The 16,514-nt window shown below is 72.8% G+C and carries 12 protein-coding genes and 1 pseudogene; 5 read left to right on the top strand and 8 right to left on the bottom strand.

The window, feature by feature from the left end; all coding sequences use genetic code 11:
- Window positions 1–29: 29 nt before the first annotated feature.
- Window positions 30–1,430, bottom strand: coding sequence for an amidase (locus tag ACIQMR_RS12340; RefSeq protein ID WP_401385353.1), 1,401 nt, complete (start codon window positions 1,428–1,430; stop codon window positions 30–32).
- A 119-nt stretch (window positions 1,431–1,549) separates the two neighbouring features.
- Entirely contained in the window at window positions 1,550–2,971 is a 1,422-nt protein-coding gene (locus ACIQMR_RS12335; RefSeq protein WP_401385352.1) for a S1 family peptidase, read from the bottom strand.
- Window positions 2,972–3,170: 199 nt separating this feature from the next.
- On the opposite strand from ACIQMR_RS12335, the gene ACIQMR_RS12330 reads away from it, so the two are divergent.
- Window positions 3,171–5,330 (top strand): ABC transporter ATP-binding protein, encoded by a 2,160-nt coding sequence (locus ACIQMR_RS12330; RefSeq protein WP_401385351.1) that lies wholly within the window; start codon window positions 3,171–3,173, stop codon window positions 5,328–5,330.
- 24 nt (window positions 5,331–5,354) lie between these two features.
- Here ACIQMR_RS12330 and ACIQMR_RS12325 read toward each other — a convergent pair whose 3' ends face one another.
- A complete protein-coding gene (locus ACIQMR_RS12325) occupies window positions 5,355–6,287 on the bottom strand; it encodes an NADP-dependent oxidoreductase (protein ID WP_401385725.1) in 933 nt (310 codons plus the stop codon).
- A 108-nt stretch (window positions 6,288–6,395) separates the two neighbouring features.
- On the opposite strand from ACIQMR_RS12325, the gene ACIQMR_RS12320 reads away from it, so the two are divergent.
- Window positions 6,396–7,358 (top strand): GlxA family transcriptional regulator, encoded by a 963-nt coding sequence (locus ACIQMR_RS12320; protein WP_401385350.1) that lies wholly within the window; start codon window positions 6,396–6,398, stop codon window positions 7,356–7,358.
- Between the two features lie 46 nt (window positions 7,359–7,404).
- On the opposite strand, the gene ACIQMR_RS12315 is transcribed toward ACIQMR_RS12320, so the two are convergent.
- A complete protein-coding gene (locus tag ACIQMR_RS12315) occupies window positions 7,405–8,358 on the bottom strand; it encodes a LysR family transcriptional regulator (RefSeq protein WP_401385349.1) in 954 nt (317 codons plus the stop codon).
- A gap of 146 nt (window positions 8,359–8,504) precedes the next feature.
- Between ACIQMR_RS12315 and ACIQMR_RS12310 the strand changes: the two genes are divergently transcribed.
- Window positions 8,505–9,200 carry a type 1 glutamine amidotransferase domain-containing protein gene (locus ACIQMR_RS12310; RefSeq protein WP_401385348.1) on the top strand — a complete coding sequence of 232 codons (696 nt, stop codon included), beginning with the start codon at window positions 8,505–8,507 and terminating at the stop codon, window positions 9,198–9,200.
- A 121-nt stretch (window positions 9,201–9,321) separates the two neighbouring features.
- Here ACIQMR_RS12310 and ACIQMR_RS12305 read toward each other — a convergent pair whose 3' ends face one another.
- From ACIQMR_RS12305 to ACIQMR_RS12290, 4 genes are all read right to left on the bottom strand, one after another.
- Window positions 9,322–9,900 carry a PadR family transcriptional regulator gene (locus tag ACIQMR_RS12305; protein WP_401385347.1) on the bottom strand — a complete coding sequence of 193 codons (579 nt, stop codon included), beginning with the start codon at window positions 9,898–9,900 and terminating at the stop codon, window positions 9,322–9,324.
- Window positions 9,901–9,998: 98 nt separating this feature from the next.
- Window positions 9,999–10,556 carry an exonuclease domain-containing protein gene (locus ACIQMR_RS12300; protein ID WP_401385346.1) on the bottom strand — a complete coding sequence of 186 codons (558 nt, stop codon included), beginning with the start codon at window positions 10,554–10,556 and terminating at the stop codon, window positions 9,999–10,001.
- A 120-nt stretch (window positions 10,557–10,676) separates the two neighbouring features.
- Window positions 10,677–14,168: a phosphodiester glycosidase family protein gene (locus tag ACIQMR_RS12295; RefSeq protein ID WP_401385345.1), complete on the bottom strand. Its 3,492-nt coding sequence runs from the start codon at window positions 14,166–14,168 to the stop codon at window positions 10,677–10,679.
- Between the two features lie 507 nt (window positions 14,169–14,675).
- Window positions 14,676–15,212 (bottom strand): transglycosylase SLT domain-containing protein, encoded by a 537-nt coding sequence (locus tag ACIQMR_RS12290; RefSeq protein ID WP_401385344.1) that lies wholly within the window; start codon window positions 15,210–15,212, stop codon window positions 14,676–14,678.
- A 443-nt stretch (window positions 15,213–15,655) separates the two neighbouring features.
- Between ACIQMR_RS12290 and ACIQMR_RS12285 the strand changes: the two genes are divergently transcribed.
- Together ACIQMR_RS12285 and ACIQMR_RS12280 are read left to right on the top strand one after the other, a co-directional pair.
- The gene (locus tag ACIQMR_RS12285; RefSeq protein WP_401385343.1) at window positions 15,656–16,084 is read left to right on the top strand and encodes a pyridoxamine 5'-phosphate oxidase family protein; all 429 of its coding nucleotides are present in this window, start codon (window positions 15,656–15,658) and stop codon (window positions 16,082–16,084) included.
- A 145-nt stretch (window positions 16,085–16,229) separates the two neighbouring features.
- Window positions 16,230–16,452, top strand: a pseudogene (locus ACIQMR_RS12280) (IS5/IS1182 family transposase); the annotation flags it as partial.
- Window positions 16,453–16,514 lie beyond the last annotated feature (62 nt).

Below are 16,514 nucleotides of genomic sequence, written 5' to 3'. Positions count from 1 at the left end.
GGGACGGGCCGGACACGACTGGCGAAGCCCTACTGGGCCATGGGCGTGTGGCCGGCCCAGGGGCGGGCCGTCTCCAGCTGGGCGGCCAGGGAGAGCAGGGTCGTCTCGTCGTCGCGGCGGCCCACGAGCTGCACGGCGAGCGGCAGTCGGTCGTCCGTGAACCCGGCCGGGACCGAGGCCGCGGGGTTGCCCGTGACGTTCCACAGCGCGCAGTACGCGATCATCGGCATCGCCCGCAGCGCGGCCCGGACCGTTCCGGTGCCGCTCAGCCGTCCGCTCCTGGGCGGGAGGCCCGCGATCGTCGGCGTGAGCAGTACGTCGACGTGCTCGAAGACCCGGTTCGCCCTGACGGCGGTCCGCTCGCCCCGGGCCATGGCCCACCGGGTGACCCCGGGACGGGCCCAGGCGCCGAGGCGGACCGTCTCACGGGTACGGCGCTCCAGACGGCTGTAGTCGTCCATCGCGAACGCCTCGGTGCGCAGCCCGGCGAACCACTGGGGCACGAACGCCGCGGTCGGGTCGGGGTAGTGGGGGTCGATCTCCTCGACCTGGTGCCCCAGTCGCGCGAGCAGCGCCGCCGTGTCGGTGACGGCCTTGACGACCTCGGGTGCGGGCCGTACTCCGAGCGCGGCGGGCTTGGTGGACCAGCCGATCCTCAGCCGCGGGGGTTCGGCGGCCGCTGCCGCCGTGAACGAGGTGGCCGGCTCGCCGGCCCGGAACATGTCCCCCTCGGCCGGGCCGCGGATCGCGTCGTGGACGAGGGCGCAGTCCATGACGGAGCGCGTCAGCGGACCGAGTACGCCGAGCCCCCACCACAGGTGCGGATGCGGGGAGGTGGTGACGCGCCCCCGGGTGGGCTTCAGCCCGAACAGGCCGCAGCAGGCGGCCGGGATGCGGATCGAGCCGCCGCCGTCCCCGCCGAGGGCGGCCGGTACCAGACCGGCGGCGACCGCGGCCGCCGAGCCGCCGCTGGAGCCGCCGGGCGAGTGCTCGGCGGACCACGGGTTGTGGGTGCTGCCGTGCGCCGCCGACTCGGTGAACGGGAACAGGCCGAACTCGGGCATGTTCGTCTTGCCGATGACGACCGCACCGGCTGCACGGAGCCTGCGTACGACCTCGCTGTCGGCGGGCGCGGGCCGGGTGTTGGCGGCGGTGCCGAAGGTCGTCACCCGGCCCTCGACGTCGTTCTCCTCCTTGATGGCGACCGGCACTCCGTGCAGCGGGCCCCGGTCCTGCGGCGCGGTGGCGTCCCGGCGGGCGGCCTCGGCCAGCGCCTCCTCGGCCATGACGACGGTGAACGCGTTGAGGCTGCCGCCGTGCTGCTCGATGCGTGCGAGCAGCAGCCCGGTGAGTTCGCGGGCGGACACGTCGCCCGCGCGGATGGCCGCGGCCTGTCCGGCGACACCCGCGTACGCAAGATCGTCAGTCATGGCGGGGAACGTACCGCCCGCCGGTGCCCCTGAAGAAGCGCGACCCATCGGTGATGCTCGTCACAGCGGGCGGGGCGCGGGTGTCACCGGGCGGGGCGCCGGCGTCGGGTGAGCAGGGGTCAGGCCCAGGTCTGCGAGTAGAACTCGCGGTAGTTCCTGCGGCCCTGGGCCGACTGGATCCAGCGGCTGATCAGCAGCAGGACCAGGCTCGTACCGATGACGGCGAGGCCCGGGGCGACCGCGCCGAGCGGCCCGAGGCCCTCGGCGAGCTCGGTGACGATCCCCGGTCCGCCCGCGCCTCCCGGCGACGCGGCGCCTCCGGGCGCTCCTCCCGCTCCCGCTCCGGTTCCCGATTCCGCACCCGGTGGGGGCGCCTGGGCGGCGGGAGCCGACGGGCCTGTCTGCTCCGGGCCCGCGCCGTCGCCGCCCCCGCCGGCGGCGGCCTGTCCGGCCAGGCTCACCCCGAGCGCCGTCATCGCGCTGGTCACCGGCTGGAAGTAGGTGATGCCTCCCGTGGTGCAGTCCCCGTTGCCGCCCGAGGTGACTCCGAGCGCCAGCCCCTGCGCGAACAACGGGCCCCCGCTGTCGCCGGGTTCCGCGCAGACCGTGGTCTCGATCAGTCCGGTGACCGTGCCCTCCGGGTAGTTGACCGTCGCGTTGAGCGCCGTGACCCGCCCGGTGCGCAGTCCCGTGGTGCTGCCGCTGCGGAAGACCTGCTGGCCGACGTCGGGGTCGGCCGCTCCGGTGATCCGTACGCCGCGTCCGTCGCCGATCGCCACGATGCCCGCGTCGCCGGCCGGTTCGGGGGCCCGGCCGTCCTCGTACTTCACGAGGGAGAAGTCGTCGCCGGGAAAGCTGGCGGCGATGGTGGTGCCGACCCTGTCGTCCCGCCCGCGGTCCTCGAACCAGGTGGTGCCGACGCCACCGCAGTGCCCGGCCGTGAGGATGAACGAGGCGCGGCCGTCGGTGACGTTGAAGCCGGCGGAGCAGCGGCTGTTGCCTCCGAACAACGGGGCGGCGCCGTTGATCCGGGTCGTGAAGGTCCCCTCGGTCCTTTCCATGCGGACGAAGCCGCCGATGCCCTCGGCGACCGACGACAGGCGTGTCCAGTCGGCGGCGGAGACGGTGGTGTCGGCGTGCACCACGACCTCGTTGGACGCGTAGTCCATCGACCACGCGGTGCCGCTCACCCGGGGTGCCTCGCGCAGGGTCTCGGTGGCCGAGCGGAGCCGGTCCATGCTGTGGCGTACGACCTTGGCGTCCGCCCCGGCCCGGCGCACCTCGGCCGCCGCGTCCGTGTCGGTCACGGCGACGACGGGACGGCCGTCGGCCCCCGTCCAGTTGCCCGCGGTACGGGCGCTGCCGAGCCGCTCCACGAGGCTCGCCGTGGCATCGCCGGCCCGCGTGGTGCCGCCGGCGCCCGGCGGCGGCGCCGGTGTTTCGCCCGCCATGGCGTCGGAGACCATCAACGAGCCGCAGACCAGCCCGCCGACGGCCGCCAGCCGCGCGATCCGCTGAAGGTTGCGTCGTGCGTGCCTCATCCGCGGCCCCAAGGTCGTACTGACACGGTGTCACCAGCTGTGCGGGACCCGGGAAGCGGCCCGGGTCCGCTCGTCTATACGTGCCGTGGGCCGACGCCGTTCACCGGGAGGCGCATGCGTATGTGCCGGGTGCGCGGGCGTGAACGGGGGACCTGACGCGGAGGGTGGGTATCCATGGGCTCACGGGAGGGGGTCAGGGATGAAGATGTTCCGGCGGGTGAGGATGTCCGAGGCCACGGTCTCGGCGAGCGAGCGGGAGCTGTTCGGCGGGCCGCTGCGCTACGACCTGGGCTGGGCGGAGCATGAGCGCGCCTGGCTGGATCTGACGATGCTGTCCGCGGTGCGCGCGATGCCACGGCTGGTCGGCGGCACCCTGCGCAGGGCCTGGCGGGCCGACCGGCCGGCGCTGGTCGCGGTCGCGGTGAGCGAGGTGGGTCAGGGCGTCGCCGCGGCGGTGGGGCTGCTCGCGGTGAACGCGGTGATGTACGCGCTGCTGGGCGGCGGCACACCGGTCGAACGGCTGCACGCCGCGTTGCCCGCGCTGATCACCGTGGGCGTGGTCGCGGTGGTCAATGCGGGGCTCGCCTGCTGGTCCACGTCACAGGCCGGCCGGCTGGAGCCGCTGGTCGAGCGGCTGGCCACGACCGAGTACCTGGCGGCGGCAGCGGCGGTGGAGCTGGAGGCCATCGAGGACCCCGAGTTCCGCCGGCTCATCGATGTCGCCCAGTACGGTGCCGCCTCCGCGCGCCGCATGATCGGTGCCTGTGTGGCCGCGATGAACGGCACCATCTCGCTGGTCGCGGCCGGCGGGGTGCTGACGGTGCTCCACCCGGCGCTGCTGCCGATGCTGCTGCTGATCGCGGCCCCGCGCGGCTGGGGCGCCATGCGGGTGGCCCAGGAGCGCTATGTCTCGGTGATGGCGTGGGTCGAGCACCTACGGGCCGGCCGGCTGCTCGGCAGCCTGCTCACCTCGCGCACCGCGGCGCAGGAGGTCCGTATCCACACCGTGGGCCGGTTCCTGCTCGACCGTTACCGGGACATGGCCGAGAGCGCCGAGGAGGAGCAGAAGCGGCTGGCCACGAACAAGGCCCTGACCGAGCTGTTGGCGGCCGGCATGTCCGGGCTCGCGATGGTGTGCACGTACGGGGTGATGGTCTGGCTGATCGTGGCCGGGCACATGGAGCTGGCGGTGGCCGGCACGGCCGTGATCGCGGTGCGCTCGGGGTCGGCGAACCTCGGCGCGCTGGTCATGAACGTCAACCAGCTCCATGAGGAGGCGCTGTACGTCCACGACCACGACCGTTTCCTGGAGGAGGCGGGCAGGTACGCCATTCCGGAGGGCGGGCTCGACGTGCCCGACCGGGTCGGCGAGATCCGCATGGACGGTGTCACGTACCGCTATCCCGACCGTGACACGCCCGCCCTGGACGGGGTGTCGCTGACGATCCCCATGGGATCCGTGACGGCCGTGGTCGGCGAGAACGGATCGGGCAAGAGCACCCTGATCAAGGTCCTCGCCGGACTGCTGCTGCCCAAGAGCGGCACCGTCCACTGGGCCGGCGTCGACATGGCCGGCCTCGACCGCGCCCAGCTGTTCGACCGGGTCGCCCTGCTGACCCAGGACTTCGAGCGCTGGCCGATGACCGCCGCGATGAACATCCGCATCGGGCGCCCCTACCGGGACGCCTCCGAGGAGGAGTTGGCGGAGTCGGTGCGGTACGCGGGCGCGTCGTCGGTCGTCGGCCGGCTGCCGCACGGCCTGGGGACCCTACTGGCCCGCATGTTCCGCGGGGCGTCGGAGATCTCGGGCGGCGAATGGCAGAAGATCGGCCTCGCCCGCACCCACTTCCGAACCCACCACTGCCGGGCGGACGGCGTCCTGATCGTCGACGAGCCGACCTCCGCGCTCGATCCCGAGGCGGAGATCGCCGCCTTCGAGCGGATCCGGAGGCTGGCGGGCCCGCGCCGGGCCATCGTGCTGGTGACGCACCGCATGTCCGGGGTCCGCCATGCCGACACGATCCATGTCCTCCACGAGGGCCGGCTGATCGAGCACGGTTCCCACGACGAACTGATCGCGGCGGGCGGGCGGTACGCGTCCATGTTCCGCACCCAGGCGGCGCAGTACGCGGCCGAGCCCGGCCGCGACGCACCCGACCCCGACCGCGACCCGGACCGCGACCGCGCCCCCGACGCCGACCCCGACCCGGACCGCGACCCCGGCCGCGACCCCGACCAAGGCGCCGATGACGAACCCGGCCGTGACGAACACGAGCCCGACGCACCCGGCCGGGACGCGACGGACGCCACCTGCGGGGCGGCCGTCCCGGCGTCCGTCACCCCGGCTCCCGGTGCCTGATCGGGGCGGTCAGGGGCCGACCTGTTACTCGACCACCAGAACGATCTTGCCCGTGGTCCGGTCCGTCTCGCCCAGGGCGTGCGCCTTCGCGGCTTCCGCGAGGGGGAACGTCGCCTCGATGTGGGCGCGGAGCCGTCCTGCCTCGACGAGTTCGGCGACGGCGCGCATGCCCGCGTGGTCGGCCTCGACCAGGAGGGTCTCGACGCGTACTCCGAGGCGGGCCGCCCGCTCCGCCTCGTCCGGGGCGTCCCCGGGCAGCAGCGACACGAGGACGCCACCGGGGCGCAGCACGTCGAGCGAGCGGGCGCGGGTCTCGCCGGACAGCGGGTCCAGCACCATGTCGATGTCCTGTACGGCGTCGACGAAGTCGGTGGTGCGGTAGTCGATCACCTCGTCCGCGCCGAGCGAGCGCAGGAAGTCGTGCTTGGGCGCACTGGCGGTGCCGATCACGTACGCGCCCAGGGACTTGGCGATCTGCACGGCGAGATGGCCCACTCCCCCGGCGGCCGCGTGGATGAGGACCCGCTGCCCGGGCCGGACGTCGGCGGTGTCGACGATCGCCTGACGGGCGGTGAGCGCGGCGAGCGGCAGCGCCCCGGCCTGGACGTGGTCGACGGCGGCCGGCTTGTGCGTGAAGGCGCGCGCGGGCCCCGTCACGAACTCGGCGTGCGCGCCGACCCCGTAGGGATAGGGGAGCATGCCGAAGACCTCGTCGCCAGGCTTGAAGAGGGTGACGCCGTAGCCGACGGCCTCGACGACGCCGGAGACGTCCCAACCGAGGACGAGGGGCAGGCGGTTGAGGAACATGCCGCTCGCGCGGTGCTTCCAGTCGGTGGGGTTGACGCCGGCCGCACGCACGGCGACCAGGATCTGGCTCGGTCCGGGAGCGGGCCTGGGGAGCCGCACTTCCCTGAGCACCTCCGGGGATCCGTACTCGTCCTGGCTGATGGCGCGCATGGTGACCGGGGATGTTGTGGTGTTCGTCGTCTCGCTCATGTCTCCAGCGTCCGTCACTCCGCCGTTCCGGACCATGGCACGATTGCCAACTTCCGATAGGATCGTGCCATGGGTCGTGTGCATCGTGTCGTCGTGCTGGCTCTCGACGGGGTCTACCCCTTCGAGCTGGGCATCGCGAACCGCGTCTTCGGTTCCGCCGGCGGGCGGTACGAGGTGCGGACCTGCACGGCCGACGAGCGGCGCACCGTGCGGACCAGCTCCGACTTCTCGATCACCGTGGAGCACGGACCGGAGGTCCTGGCCGAGGCGGACACCGTGGTGCTCCCTCCGTTCGACACGTCATTCATCACGGAGACGCTCCCGCCCGCGGTCGCCGCCGCCCTGGCGTCGCTGCGGCCCGGCACCCGCATCGTGTCCATCTGCACCGGCGCGTTCGTCCTCGCCGCCGCCGGCCTGCTGGACGGACGCCCGGCGACGACCCACTGGGCGCTCGCGGAGATCTTCCACCGCTGGTTCCCACAGGTGGCGCTCGACGCGGACGTCCTCTTCATCGACGACGGGGACGTGCTGACCTCCGCCGGTGCCGCGTCCGGTGTCGACGTGTGCCTGCACCTCCTGCGCCGTGACCACGGCAGCGAGGTGGCCAACCAGGTGGCACGGATGTGCGTGGTCCCGCCCTGGCGGGACGGCGGTCAGGCCCAGTACATCGAACAGCCGGTGCCCGAGCCGTCCTCGACCAGTACCGCCGCGACACGGCAGTGGGCACTGGAGAACCTGCACGAGCCGCTGTCCCTGGCCGGCCTCGCCGGCCACGCGCGGATGAGCCTGCGCACCTTCGCCCGCCGCTTCCAGGACGAGGTGGGCATGAGCCCCGGGCGCTGGCTGACCCAGCAGCGCGTCGCCCGGGCCAGGCACCTGCTCGAAGCCAGCGACATGCCCGTGGACGAGATCGCCGGCCGGGTGGGCTTCGCCACCGGTACGTCCCTGCGCCAGCATCTGCACGCGTCCATCGGCGTGTCCCCGCTGACCTACCGGCGCACCTTCCGGGGCGCGGAGCAAGGCGCTCCGTGACGGCCGTGGCCCGGGACGTCGACGGCGTACGGGAGACCTCGCGCCCCTACCAGTCGCGGCCGGCCTGGAGCAGCCGGTCACGCACCCGTGCGACGTGCGGGTTGTCCGAGGTCCCCGGGCGCTGAACGAGGTAGCAGGTGTTGATCGGCGGTTCGTCGGGATCGTGGAGGAGCACGAGACGGCCCGAGGCGAGTTCGTCCGGACAGAGGTAGCGGGGCAGCACGGCGAAGCCGGCGCCCGCCGTGACGGCGGCGAGTACGCCGCGCAGATCGGGGACGGTGACGGCGGCCCGACAGGCCAGGCGCCTGCCGAAGACATGCCGCCAGTACCGCCGGGCGATGGGCAGGTCCTCGGCGTAGTTGACCAGCGGCACGGGGTGCAGTGCGGCGGGCCCGTCGGTGGCCATGCGTCCGGCGACCCGCTCCGCCCACACGGGGGCCGCGACCAGGACGAACTCCTCGTCCATGAGGGGAGCCGCGGCGAGGGTCCGCCCGCGCGGTCTTCTGGTCGCGACGACCAGATCGTGGCGGCCCGCGCGCAGCTCGTCGAGCAGTGCGTCGGTCAGGCCCATGGTGACGCGCAGGCGCACCCCGTCGGCGACGAGGGCCGCAAGCGCCGGCAGCACCCGGACGCAGAGCAGTTCCGCCGGGCCCGCGACATGGACCGGCTCGGCGGGACGCCCGCCCTCGGGGGTGCCGTGCCCGGTGGCGGCGGCGAGCGCGTCGAGAGGCGCGGCGATCCGGGCCGCGAGTTCGTCGGCGACGGACGTCGGGGCGACCCCGCGCGGCAGCCGCTCGAACAGCTCACGTCCCGACTGCCGCTCCAGGGCGCGCATCTGGGTGGTCACGGTGGGCTGCGACAACCCCAGCAGCTGCGCGGCTGCGGTGAAGGACCCGGAGCGGTACACGGCGAGGAAGGTACGCAGCAGATTCAGATCGGCGTGCGGGGCGGGTGCGGCGCCGGGACCCGGCGCGCCGGCATCGGATTCCTCCTGGCTCACACCGGAACCCTAGCCCTTGCCCGCCCTCGAGACCCATCGGAAAGGCTATGGCCGGCATCGACATCCTCATTGGATACCTATGACTGAGGCGGTCTACCGTCCTGTCGTCACCCACCGCCCCTCCCCTCCCTTCGGAGAAACCACCCATGTCGAAGATCCTCTTCGTGATGACCGGCGCCGACCACTGGACGCTCGCCGACGGCACCGAGCACCCCACCGGATTCTGGGCCGAGGAGGCCGTCGTCCCGTACGAGGCCTTCACGGCGGCGGGCCACGAGATCGTCGTCGCCACGCCCGGCGGTGTCGTCCCGACCGTGGACAAGGGCAGCCTCGCCCCGGAGGTCAACGGCGGCCGGGAGGGTGCGGAAAGGACCGCCGCGGCCCTCGACGCGTTCACCGCCCTCCAGCACCCGATCGAGCTGGCGGAGGTGAACCTCGACGACTACGCGGCCGTCCTCTACCCGGGCGGCCACGGCCCCATGGAGGACCTCTCCACCGACGCGGGATCCGGCCGGCTGCTGATCGACGCCCTCGGCTCCGGGAAGCCGCTCGCCGTCGTCTGCCACGCCTCGTCCGCGCTGCTCGCCGCGGCCCACGCCGACGGCTCCAACGCCTTCGCCGGCTACCGGGTCGCCGCGTTCACCAACGCTGAGGAGACCGGGGCCGGCTTCGCCGACAAGGCGAAGTGGCTGCTCCAGGACCGGCTGACCGACGCCGGCGTGCAGGTCCAGGAGGGCGAGCCGTGGGCCCCGAACGTCGTCGTCGACCGCAACCTGGTCTCCGGTCAGAACCCGGCTTCCTCCACGGCGGTCGCGACCGAGGTCCTCAAGAAGCTGTCCTGACCCCGGGACCCGGCCACCCCCGGGCCCTCAACACCCGCCACTCACCGCCTGGTTCCGGGGCACCCGGTCCTCGACGCCAGATCCGGGGCACCCGGTCCTCGACGCCGCCCGGGGCGGCACGTCACGGTCGCGGGCCGCCCCGGGCGAGACCGCTGCGTACCCGCAGGGCGCCGGCCGTCCTCGCGCACCAGGCGGCTGTCTCCTCCTCGAAGCGCAGGCCCCGCAGACACGTCAGATACGGTCCGACGCGTTCCGCGGTGGCCAGGAAGGTCTCCTCGTCGAGGTCGCCGCGCAGCCGTCGCAGGAACCGCTCGAAGATGTCGATCTTGGCGGCGGCCATGGCGGCCCGCTCGTCGAGCTGTTCGAGCACCGGCTCCACGGGTCCGTGGTCCACGGCCTGCACCTTGACCATCAGGTCGTCGCGGATGAAGGACGGCTTGGCGGCGGCCTCGGCGAACCGCGCCAGTTCGGCCAGCCCCGCTTCGGTGAGGGTGAACAGCCGCTTCGGCGGGCGTGATTCCTGGATGACCCGACGGCCTTCGACGAGGCCGTCCTTCTCCAGTTTGGTCAGCTCCAGATAGAGCTGCTGGGGCAGTGCGTGCCAGAAGTTCGCCATGCCCAGATCGAACGACCTGGCCAGCTGGTACCCGCTGGACTCCCCGTCGAGCAGGGCCGCCAGCACTGCGTGCCGCAGTGCCATGACACCGCCTCCCGTCCGTCCTTCCGATGCCCTCAGGGTACTCAACAACATGAGTAGTCATCTTGTTGAAGCACCTGGCCCGTCGCGCGGCGGACCCGCTACGCCGGCCAGTCGCCGCGGTCCGCCAGCGACAGCACCAGCGCCGCGATGTTCCAGGCGTCGTCCTCACCGCTGTGGTGGCGGCCCTCCAAGGGAAGCCCGGCGATGCGGAGGGCCTGGGCCATCCCGGGTCGCTTACGGAGGCCGTGGGAGTCGGTGAAGACGGCCTTCGCGTTGGTGTGCCGGTGCCCGAAGGGGTACGCCGTGCCCGTCGCAGCGCACTGCCGGGTGAACTGATGACGGTCGTAGTCGCCCCAACTGGCCCACGGGCGCGCCCCGGCACCGTGATCGGCGGCCAGGGTCCGGCAGGCTTCGGCGAACCCGACGCCGGTGTCCACCTCGGCCCCGCAGAGACCGGTCAGCTCGGTGCAGAAGGCGCTGACCTCGGACCGCGCGGGCCGTACGAGTATCCGGTGCCGGGCCACCCGCTCACGCGTGTGCAGATCGACCACGGTCAGCCCGATCTCGATGATCTCGCTGACCGCTCCGGGCGGTGGCTGTCCCTCCCAGCACGTCGCCTCGACATCGACGACATTGAGCAGGTGTGCGGGGTTCATGGGGCCGAGAGTACGGAGAGCGGCCACTTCCGGTCATCCGGATTTCCGGCGCGCGCACAGCGGGACCCGGGTCCGTCCGCTGGGACGGGCCCGGGTCCCCCAGGGGCCGGATGCGCAGGGTTACGCGGCCGGTGCCAGGCCCGCGCCCCGGCGGGCCACGGCGAGGCGGGCCTCGGCCCCGGCGCCGTTGACGGTCACGGCGAGCGTGCCCGTGCCCGGCCGCAGACCGGTGAGCCTGCCCGTCGCCGGGTCGTACGCGGCGATGTGCCACGGCCTGGCCCGGTCGGGGTCCCCCACGTACACGTTCGGCGAACCGCTCCAGTCGGCGCTCAGCGGAAAGCCCACCGGCACCTCCCGCGCTGCGGTGCCCTCGCCCTGGACGACCGTGGCCGTGACGGCGGTGCTCTGCCCGGCGGGCAACGCCGCCGGGGCGATGAGCGTCAGACCGTCGACGTGGGCCCGGGTCTGTACGGTCAGCCAGTCGGGGCCGCCGCGCCACGGCTGCCGACGCGCGGCGGCCTGCTGGACCTCCGACACCCGGTCGAAGCCGACGAGCGACCAGCCGGTGAAGCCGCCCTCGTCCGCCGGAGTGGCCGGGTTCTTACCGGAGTTGCCGTTGATCAGGTACGGGACGCCGTCCACGTGCTCGGCGTGGAAGGTGCCGACGTGGCTGCCGATGAGCCCCACGCCCTTCCCCGTCGTACGGCGGAAGCCGGCGAGCCAGCTCTCCAGCATCGCGGCCTCCTTGCGGTCGCCGAGCTGGCTGCCCTTCTGCGGCGTCGGATCGCGCGGCGGCACGTGCTGGATGACCATCACGGAGCCGATCCGCGGGTCCGCGGCAGCCGAGTCCAGCTGCCGGCGGAGCTCCTTGATCTGCGCGAACCCACCGCCCCGTAGGCCGAGGCTGGAGGTGTCGAGCGTGATGAAGCGGGTCCCCTCATGGTCGAACGTCCGCTGGGCGGGGCCGAATTCGGCCACGCAGTTGTCGATCTTCCCGCCCATCACCTCGTGGTTGCCGGGCACGTAGTACCAGGGCAGCTCGTCGCCCAGCTCCTCCTGCAGGATCGTGCGGGCGAAGGCGAGGTCCGCGGGAGAGCCCTCGTCGACGAGGTCGCCGTTGATGACGAGGAAGTCCGGACGGGCGGCCTTGATCTCCCGCAGGGTGCGCCTGGCCTGCGCGACGATCGGGCTGCCCGGGCTGCGCGCGACGAACTGGGCGTCCGACATCACGGCGAACCGCCGGTCCCTGCCCTCGGCCCCGGCGGCCGTGCCGATGAGCGGGTCGCGGTACGCCGGCTCGTCCGGCAGCTCGACCGCGGGCGGCACCTTCGCCGTCAGGTCGTCGATGACGATCTTTCCGGTGTACGAGCGGGCGGCCGCGGTCTCGGCGAGGTAGAAGCGGTAGCCGGTCAGCGGGTAGGAGACACCGGCGGGGACGGCGAACTCGACGTACTTCCACCCGGTCCAGGTGATGTAGGGCCCGCGCAGCAGTTGGTCGGAACCCGCCGAGTCCTTCAGGTGCAGGGTCGGCCAGGCGCCGTTCCCGTCGCCCTTGATCCACATTCCGAACGACTGCGGCTGGCCGTCGACGGGTATCTGCTGCCCGGGCGGGTTGGCGTACGCGGCGCGGGTGGCGGTGGACTGGGTGAAGTCGTAGCTGATCTCGAGACCGGTGCCGGTGTGTCCGTCCGCCACCGGCGCGACGGATCCGGAGGCGCGGGCCGCGCTGAACGTCCAGCGGTCGGCGTCGTCGAAGGTCGCCTCCTGCTGTTCGGCGAGCCCGACGGTGACGGCGAGGACCGTGCTCCTGCCCGCGACCGTCGCCTTGACCTGGCCGGCCGCGGCCTGTGTGGTGCGGGCCTTCACGGTGAAGCCGCCGCCGGTGTCGGCCGTGATGGCGAACAGGGCGTGGTCGTAGTCGAGTTCGACGTCGCTCGGCTCGACGGGCGCGCTGGTGCCGTGCGCGTCGAAGCCGATGACGCCGAAGCGCCCCGACGCCTGCGCATCGGCGAGACCGACCCGCCGGGTGGAGGTACTGATCCGGTCGAGCTCGTCGAGGACGGTCAACCGGACGCTGCCGCGGGCGCTGCCGCGCCGGGCGGTGACCTTCGTGCCGCCGCTGTGCCGTGCGGTGAACACCCCGTCGTGGCCGACGCGCCCGACCAGGGGGTTCTCCGCGTACCAGAGCGGCGTCCCCTGCGCCGGACCGTAGGTCTCGTCGTATCCGGCCGCGGTGAGACGGCGGCTGAGTCCGGGGAAGACCCGCTCGGGGTGGCCGCCCCTGACCGGGTCGGCGGTCGGCGCGGAGCCGGGGTCCGTCGCCGTCTCGACCCAGTAGCCCTTGAGCCGTCCGCTGCCGTCGGGGGCGGTGAAGGCGAGACCGTTGGGGACGGTCCGTTCGGTGCCGTCGGAGGGGCTGTTCTCCACCTGCGTCGAGTCGCTGCCCGGCTCACGGGCGACGAGCGTCGAGGAGCCGCCGCCGTCGAGGTTGATGGCGTTGTACGCGCCCGCGCGCTGCATCATGAGGGCGAGTTCGGTCAGGGTGGTACCACCGCTGTCGGCCTGGCGGCCGTCCACGCTGAGGACATGCATCCTGCTGCCGTCCTGCGAGAAGCCGACGGCCGTGCGCGGGGCCGCCGTGTTGTTGCCGCCGCCCTCGTGGTCGACCGGCTTGCCGTCGACGACGAGGAGTTCGTTGGCGCCGATGGCGGTCCGCGGCACGTCTCCGGTGCCGGCGCGCGGGCGGTACTCCATGGTGACCGGGTCGCCCACGGCGAGCGCGGCGAGCGCGTCGGCCCCGGTGTCCCGGCCGACGAGCACGGTCGTACCGGCCGGGACCGGTCCCTTGCCGGGCGCGGCGGCCGCGGTGGCCACCTTCCCGTCCACGACGGTCACCTCGGCGGTGCGCTGTGCTCCGTCGACGGTGAGGGCGCGGTCCGCCTCGCCCCACTGGGCGTTGTAGGCGCCGATGCCGTTCGCGGGAACGTTGGCGGCGTTGAGCGCGGCCAGCGGCCGGGCGCCCGCGGGGAGGGTCAGCGTGCCGTCGAAGTAGAGCTGCAGGATGCGGCCCGCGTCGGCCGGGCCGAAACCGACGGCCCGGTGGTAGCCGGTGGCGGGCGAGTTGACGAGCTGTCCGTCGTCGATGGCGACGCCGCTGGGAGCCCCGGTCTGGTTGATGTCGAAGAAGTCACCGTTGATCGCGGCGACGGTGCGGCGGCCCGGTCCGGGGTCGTGCTCGGCGGCGAGTTGGGAGACGGTCCTGCGGGCGGCGACCCTGCCGGGGTAGAGGTAGTCGACCTTGGTGGGGCCGGTGAGGTCGACGGAGAGCGCGTCGACCCGCAGCCACTTGTCGGACTCCAGGCGGTCGTACGAGGTGAGTTCGACGCCGGGGGCGAGCGGACGAGTGCTGCGGGCGGTCTCGAGCCCGTCGCCCTCGGCGATGGAGAAGCTCTCGAATCCTCGGGCGCCGGTGTCCTCCGCATTGCTCGCGGCGGGCGGCGAGACGGGCCTCAGCATGTCGGCCGCCGACCGTGCGAGCGGCTCGGGCGGCGGTGCGGTCCCGGCGGCGGCCGGCCCGACGGCGCCCAGCGCCAGGGCGCTACACGCCGCCACGACGACCGCAGATCTAGTGAATCCAGCTGACAGCACGGCAACTCCGGTGAAGGCGGACCAAGTGCGCCTGCTGCGCACTCATCGGCGCTTCAGCATCGCGGCGCAACAGGTGCCGTGTCAGGGGGGCGTTGGGGACATCGCGGAGAACAACTGGTCTCGACCTGTCCACGCCATTGGTCCACACCTCCGGAGCAGGTCCGGAGGAGGGCATTGCGACGGCCTTGCAGCACAACGGCCGCATGATCAGCTGTGCCGCGAGCACGGCGTTCAACACGAGCGGGACGCCCTACGGTGTGCATCGCTCCCGTCGCGTGCTGACGCGCGGGCTCCCGCTCCGGGCAGCGGCGGATCGCCCTGCTGGGCCGCTACCGCAAAGGGGGCACCCGCCACGGGCTGGCCGAACACGAGTACGACGCCGGCGGAGGCCGGCGTCGTACGGGTGCGCGTTCAGGGAAGTGGCAGCGGACCCGGGCTGGTCACGGGTCCGGATGCCTGCCCGGTGCCTTGTCAGTAGGCGGAGTCGACGTTGTCGATGGAGCCGTACCGGTCGGCGGCGTAGTTGGCCGCGGCGGTGATGTTGGCGACCGGGTCGGTCAGGTCGTGCTTGGTGCCCTTGACGTGGTAGGCGTCGAAGGTCGGCTGGATGACCTGGAGCAGACCCTTGGAGGGGGTGCCGTTCTGGGCGTTGACGTCCCAGTTGTTCTGGGCATTGGGGTTGCCGCTGGACTCGCGCATGATGTTGCGCTTCAGGCCCTCGTAGCTGCCGGGGATGTTCTTGGACTTCATGATGTCCAGGGCCTCGTTGATCCAGCCGTCGAGGTTGTCGGCGTAGTCCTTCTTCGCCTTCTTGGCCTTCTTCGCCGGAGCGTCGGCCGCCGCAGCCTTCTCCGCCGTGACGCTCACCGAGGTGTGCTCGGCGGCGTGGGCGGGCGAGGGGGCCAGCGTGAGAGCCGCTGCCGCGGCACCCGCGGTGGCGATGCCTGCGACGGAGAGCTTGCGAAGGCGGGCGATGCGGCTGGTGCTGGTCTGAGCGTTGGCGGTCATACGGAGGGACTCCAATGAGTGACATCAGTGGGGGCGAACCGAAGGCCGGTTCGGCGAGAGCGACGATCGGGCGGGACGGGATCCGACCGGTCCGGTGCGTTGCTCCCCCGGAACGTCAGCCATGGTTAACGGCGCCTGGAGCGGAGCGCAAAGATGTGACGTACTACCCCCACTGAAGAGGAATGTCCGGAATCATCCGCCACGCGCCCTTTTCCCGGGGGGAGGGGCGGCCCGCCGCTACTAGCCTCCTTAGGACGTGACCTGGCTCCTATGCCTGGCATCACATCCACGGGGCCGCTCGGGCCCTTTCGGTGACGTGGAGCCCGCGGCCGTCACGCTCCGCACGTGGGTACGGGGATCGCGCCCGGGCGCGGCGCACCCGGCTCGCCGGGTGCCCGCCGTTTACGCTGCTCGTGCTCTTTCGGCGACCGAGGAGGACGGCAGTGCAGCTCGACGAGATCAAGGCGGAAGGGGCGCGTCTCTCCCCGTGGGTCCACATCGCCACGGTGGGCGCGGACAACACACCGCACGTCGTCCCGGTCCACCCGGCCTGGGAGGGCGACACGCTCTGGTTCTCCACCAGCACCAAGAGCGTGAAGGCCCGCAACATCGCGGTGAATCCCGCGGTCGCGATGCACTGGCAGGTCGACGAGAGCGGCGACGGGGTGATGATCTGGGGCACGGCGACCGTCCACACGGACCTCGACACCAAGCGCCGGCTGTGGACGGGCCTGTTCGACTACGACCTCAACGACTTCATGCCCGACGGCCCGGAAACACCGGACGCCGCCTTCGTGGCGGTCGTCCCGGACCGTGCACTGGCCCTGAAGCAGTTCGGCATGGCGGGCCGCGACACCTGGCGCCGCAGCTGACCCCTGGCGCCGCAGCTGACCCCTGGCACCGCACCTCAGCGCCCGCGCCCCGCGGCGCCGCCTCAGGCCGTGTCCGATGTGGTGAGGCGGGCGAGTCGTTTGTGTAGCAGCTGAGGGCGGCGGCGAGGCCGAGGAAGGCCAGGTAAGCACGCCCCGGCATCACCGCCCAGACGAGGGGCTCGGACGCTCCCGGGGCGCGCCTGACCTGCAAGATCCACCTGGGCGGCGATAAGGCGTATTCCTCCCGGCGCAATCGCCGCTACCTGCGACGTCGCCAGATCAAGCACCCCATTCCCGAGCCCCGTGATCAGCGGGCCCACCGCGAAAGACGCGGAAGCAGGGGCGGACGGCCTGCCGGCTCTAGCCGTTGACCAGCAGGATCTTTCCGGTGTGTTGGCCGCTGTCCATGAGTCGATGCGCTTCGGCGGCC

This window comes from Streptomyces sp. NPDC091376 (assembly GCF_044757085.1).
Classification (GTDB): domain Bacteria; phylum Actinomycetota; class Actinomycetes; order Streptomycetales; family Streptomycetaceae; genus Streptomyces; species Streptomyces pratisoli.
The sequence above is the reverse complement of the archived record's forward strand: the minus strand, read 5'-3'. Positions and strand labels throughout refer to the sequence as shown.

Bases quoted from the DNA above. Each gene is read 5' to 3' on its own strand.
- ACIQMR_RS12325 (WP_401385725.1), bottom strand. From the start codon at position 6,287: ATGCGCGCCATCAGCCAGGACGAGTACGGATCCCCGGAGGTGCTCAGG.
- ACIQMR_RS12340 (WP_401385353.1), bottom strand. From the start codon at position 1,430: ATGACTGACGATCTTGCGTACGCGGGTGTCGCCGGACAGGCCGCGGCC.
- ACIQMR_RS12300 (WP_401385346.1), bottom strand. From the start codon at position 10,556: ATGAACCCCGCACACCTGCTCAATGTCGTCGATGTCGAGGCGACGTGC.
- ACIQMR_RS12335 (WP_401385352.1), bottom strand. From the start codon at position 2,971: ATGAGGCACGCACGACGCAACCTTCAGCGGATCGCGCGGCTGGCGGCC.
- ACIQMR_RS12305 (WP_401385347.1), bottom strand. From the start codon at position 9,900: ATGGCACTGCGGCACGCAGTGCTGGCGGCCCTGCTCGACGGGGAGTCC.
- ACIQMR_RS12290 (WP_401385344.1), bottom strand. From the start codon at position 15,212: ATGACCGCCAACGCTCAGACCAGCACCAGCCGCATCGCCCGCCTTCGC.
- ACIQMR_RS12330 (WP_401385351.1), top strand. From the start codon at position 3,171: ATGAAGATGTTCCGGCGGGTGAGGATGTCCGAGGCCACGGTCTCGGCG.
- ACIQMR_RS12320 (WP_401385350.1), top strand. From the start codon at position 6,396: ATGGGTCGTGTGCATCGTGTCGTCGTGCTGGCTCTCGACGGGGTCTAC.
- ACIQMR_RS12310 (WP_401385348.1), top strand. From the start codon at position 8,505: ATGTCGAAGATCCTCTTCGTGATGACCGGCGCCGACCACTGGACGCTC.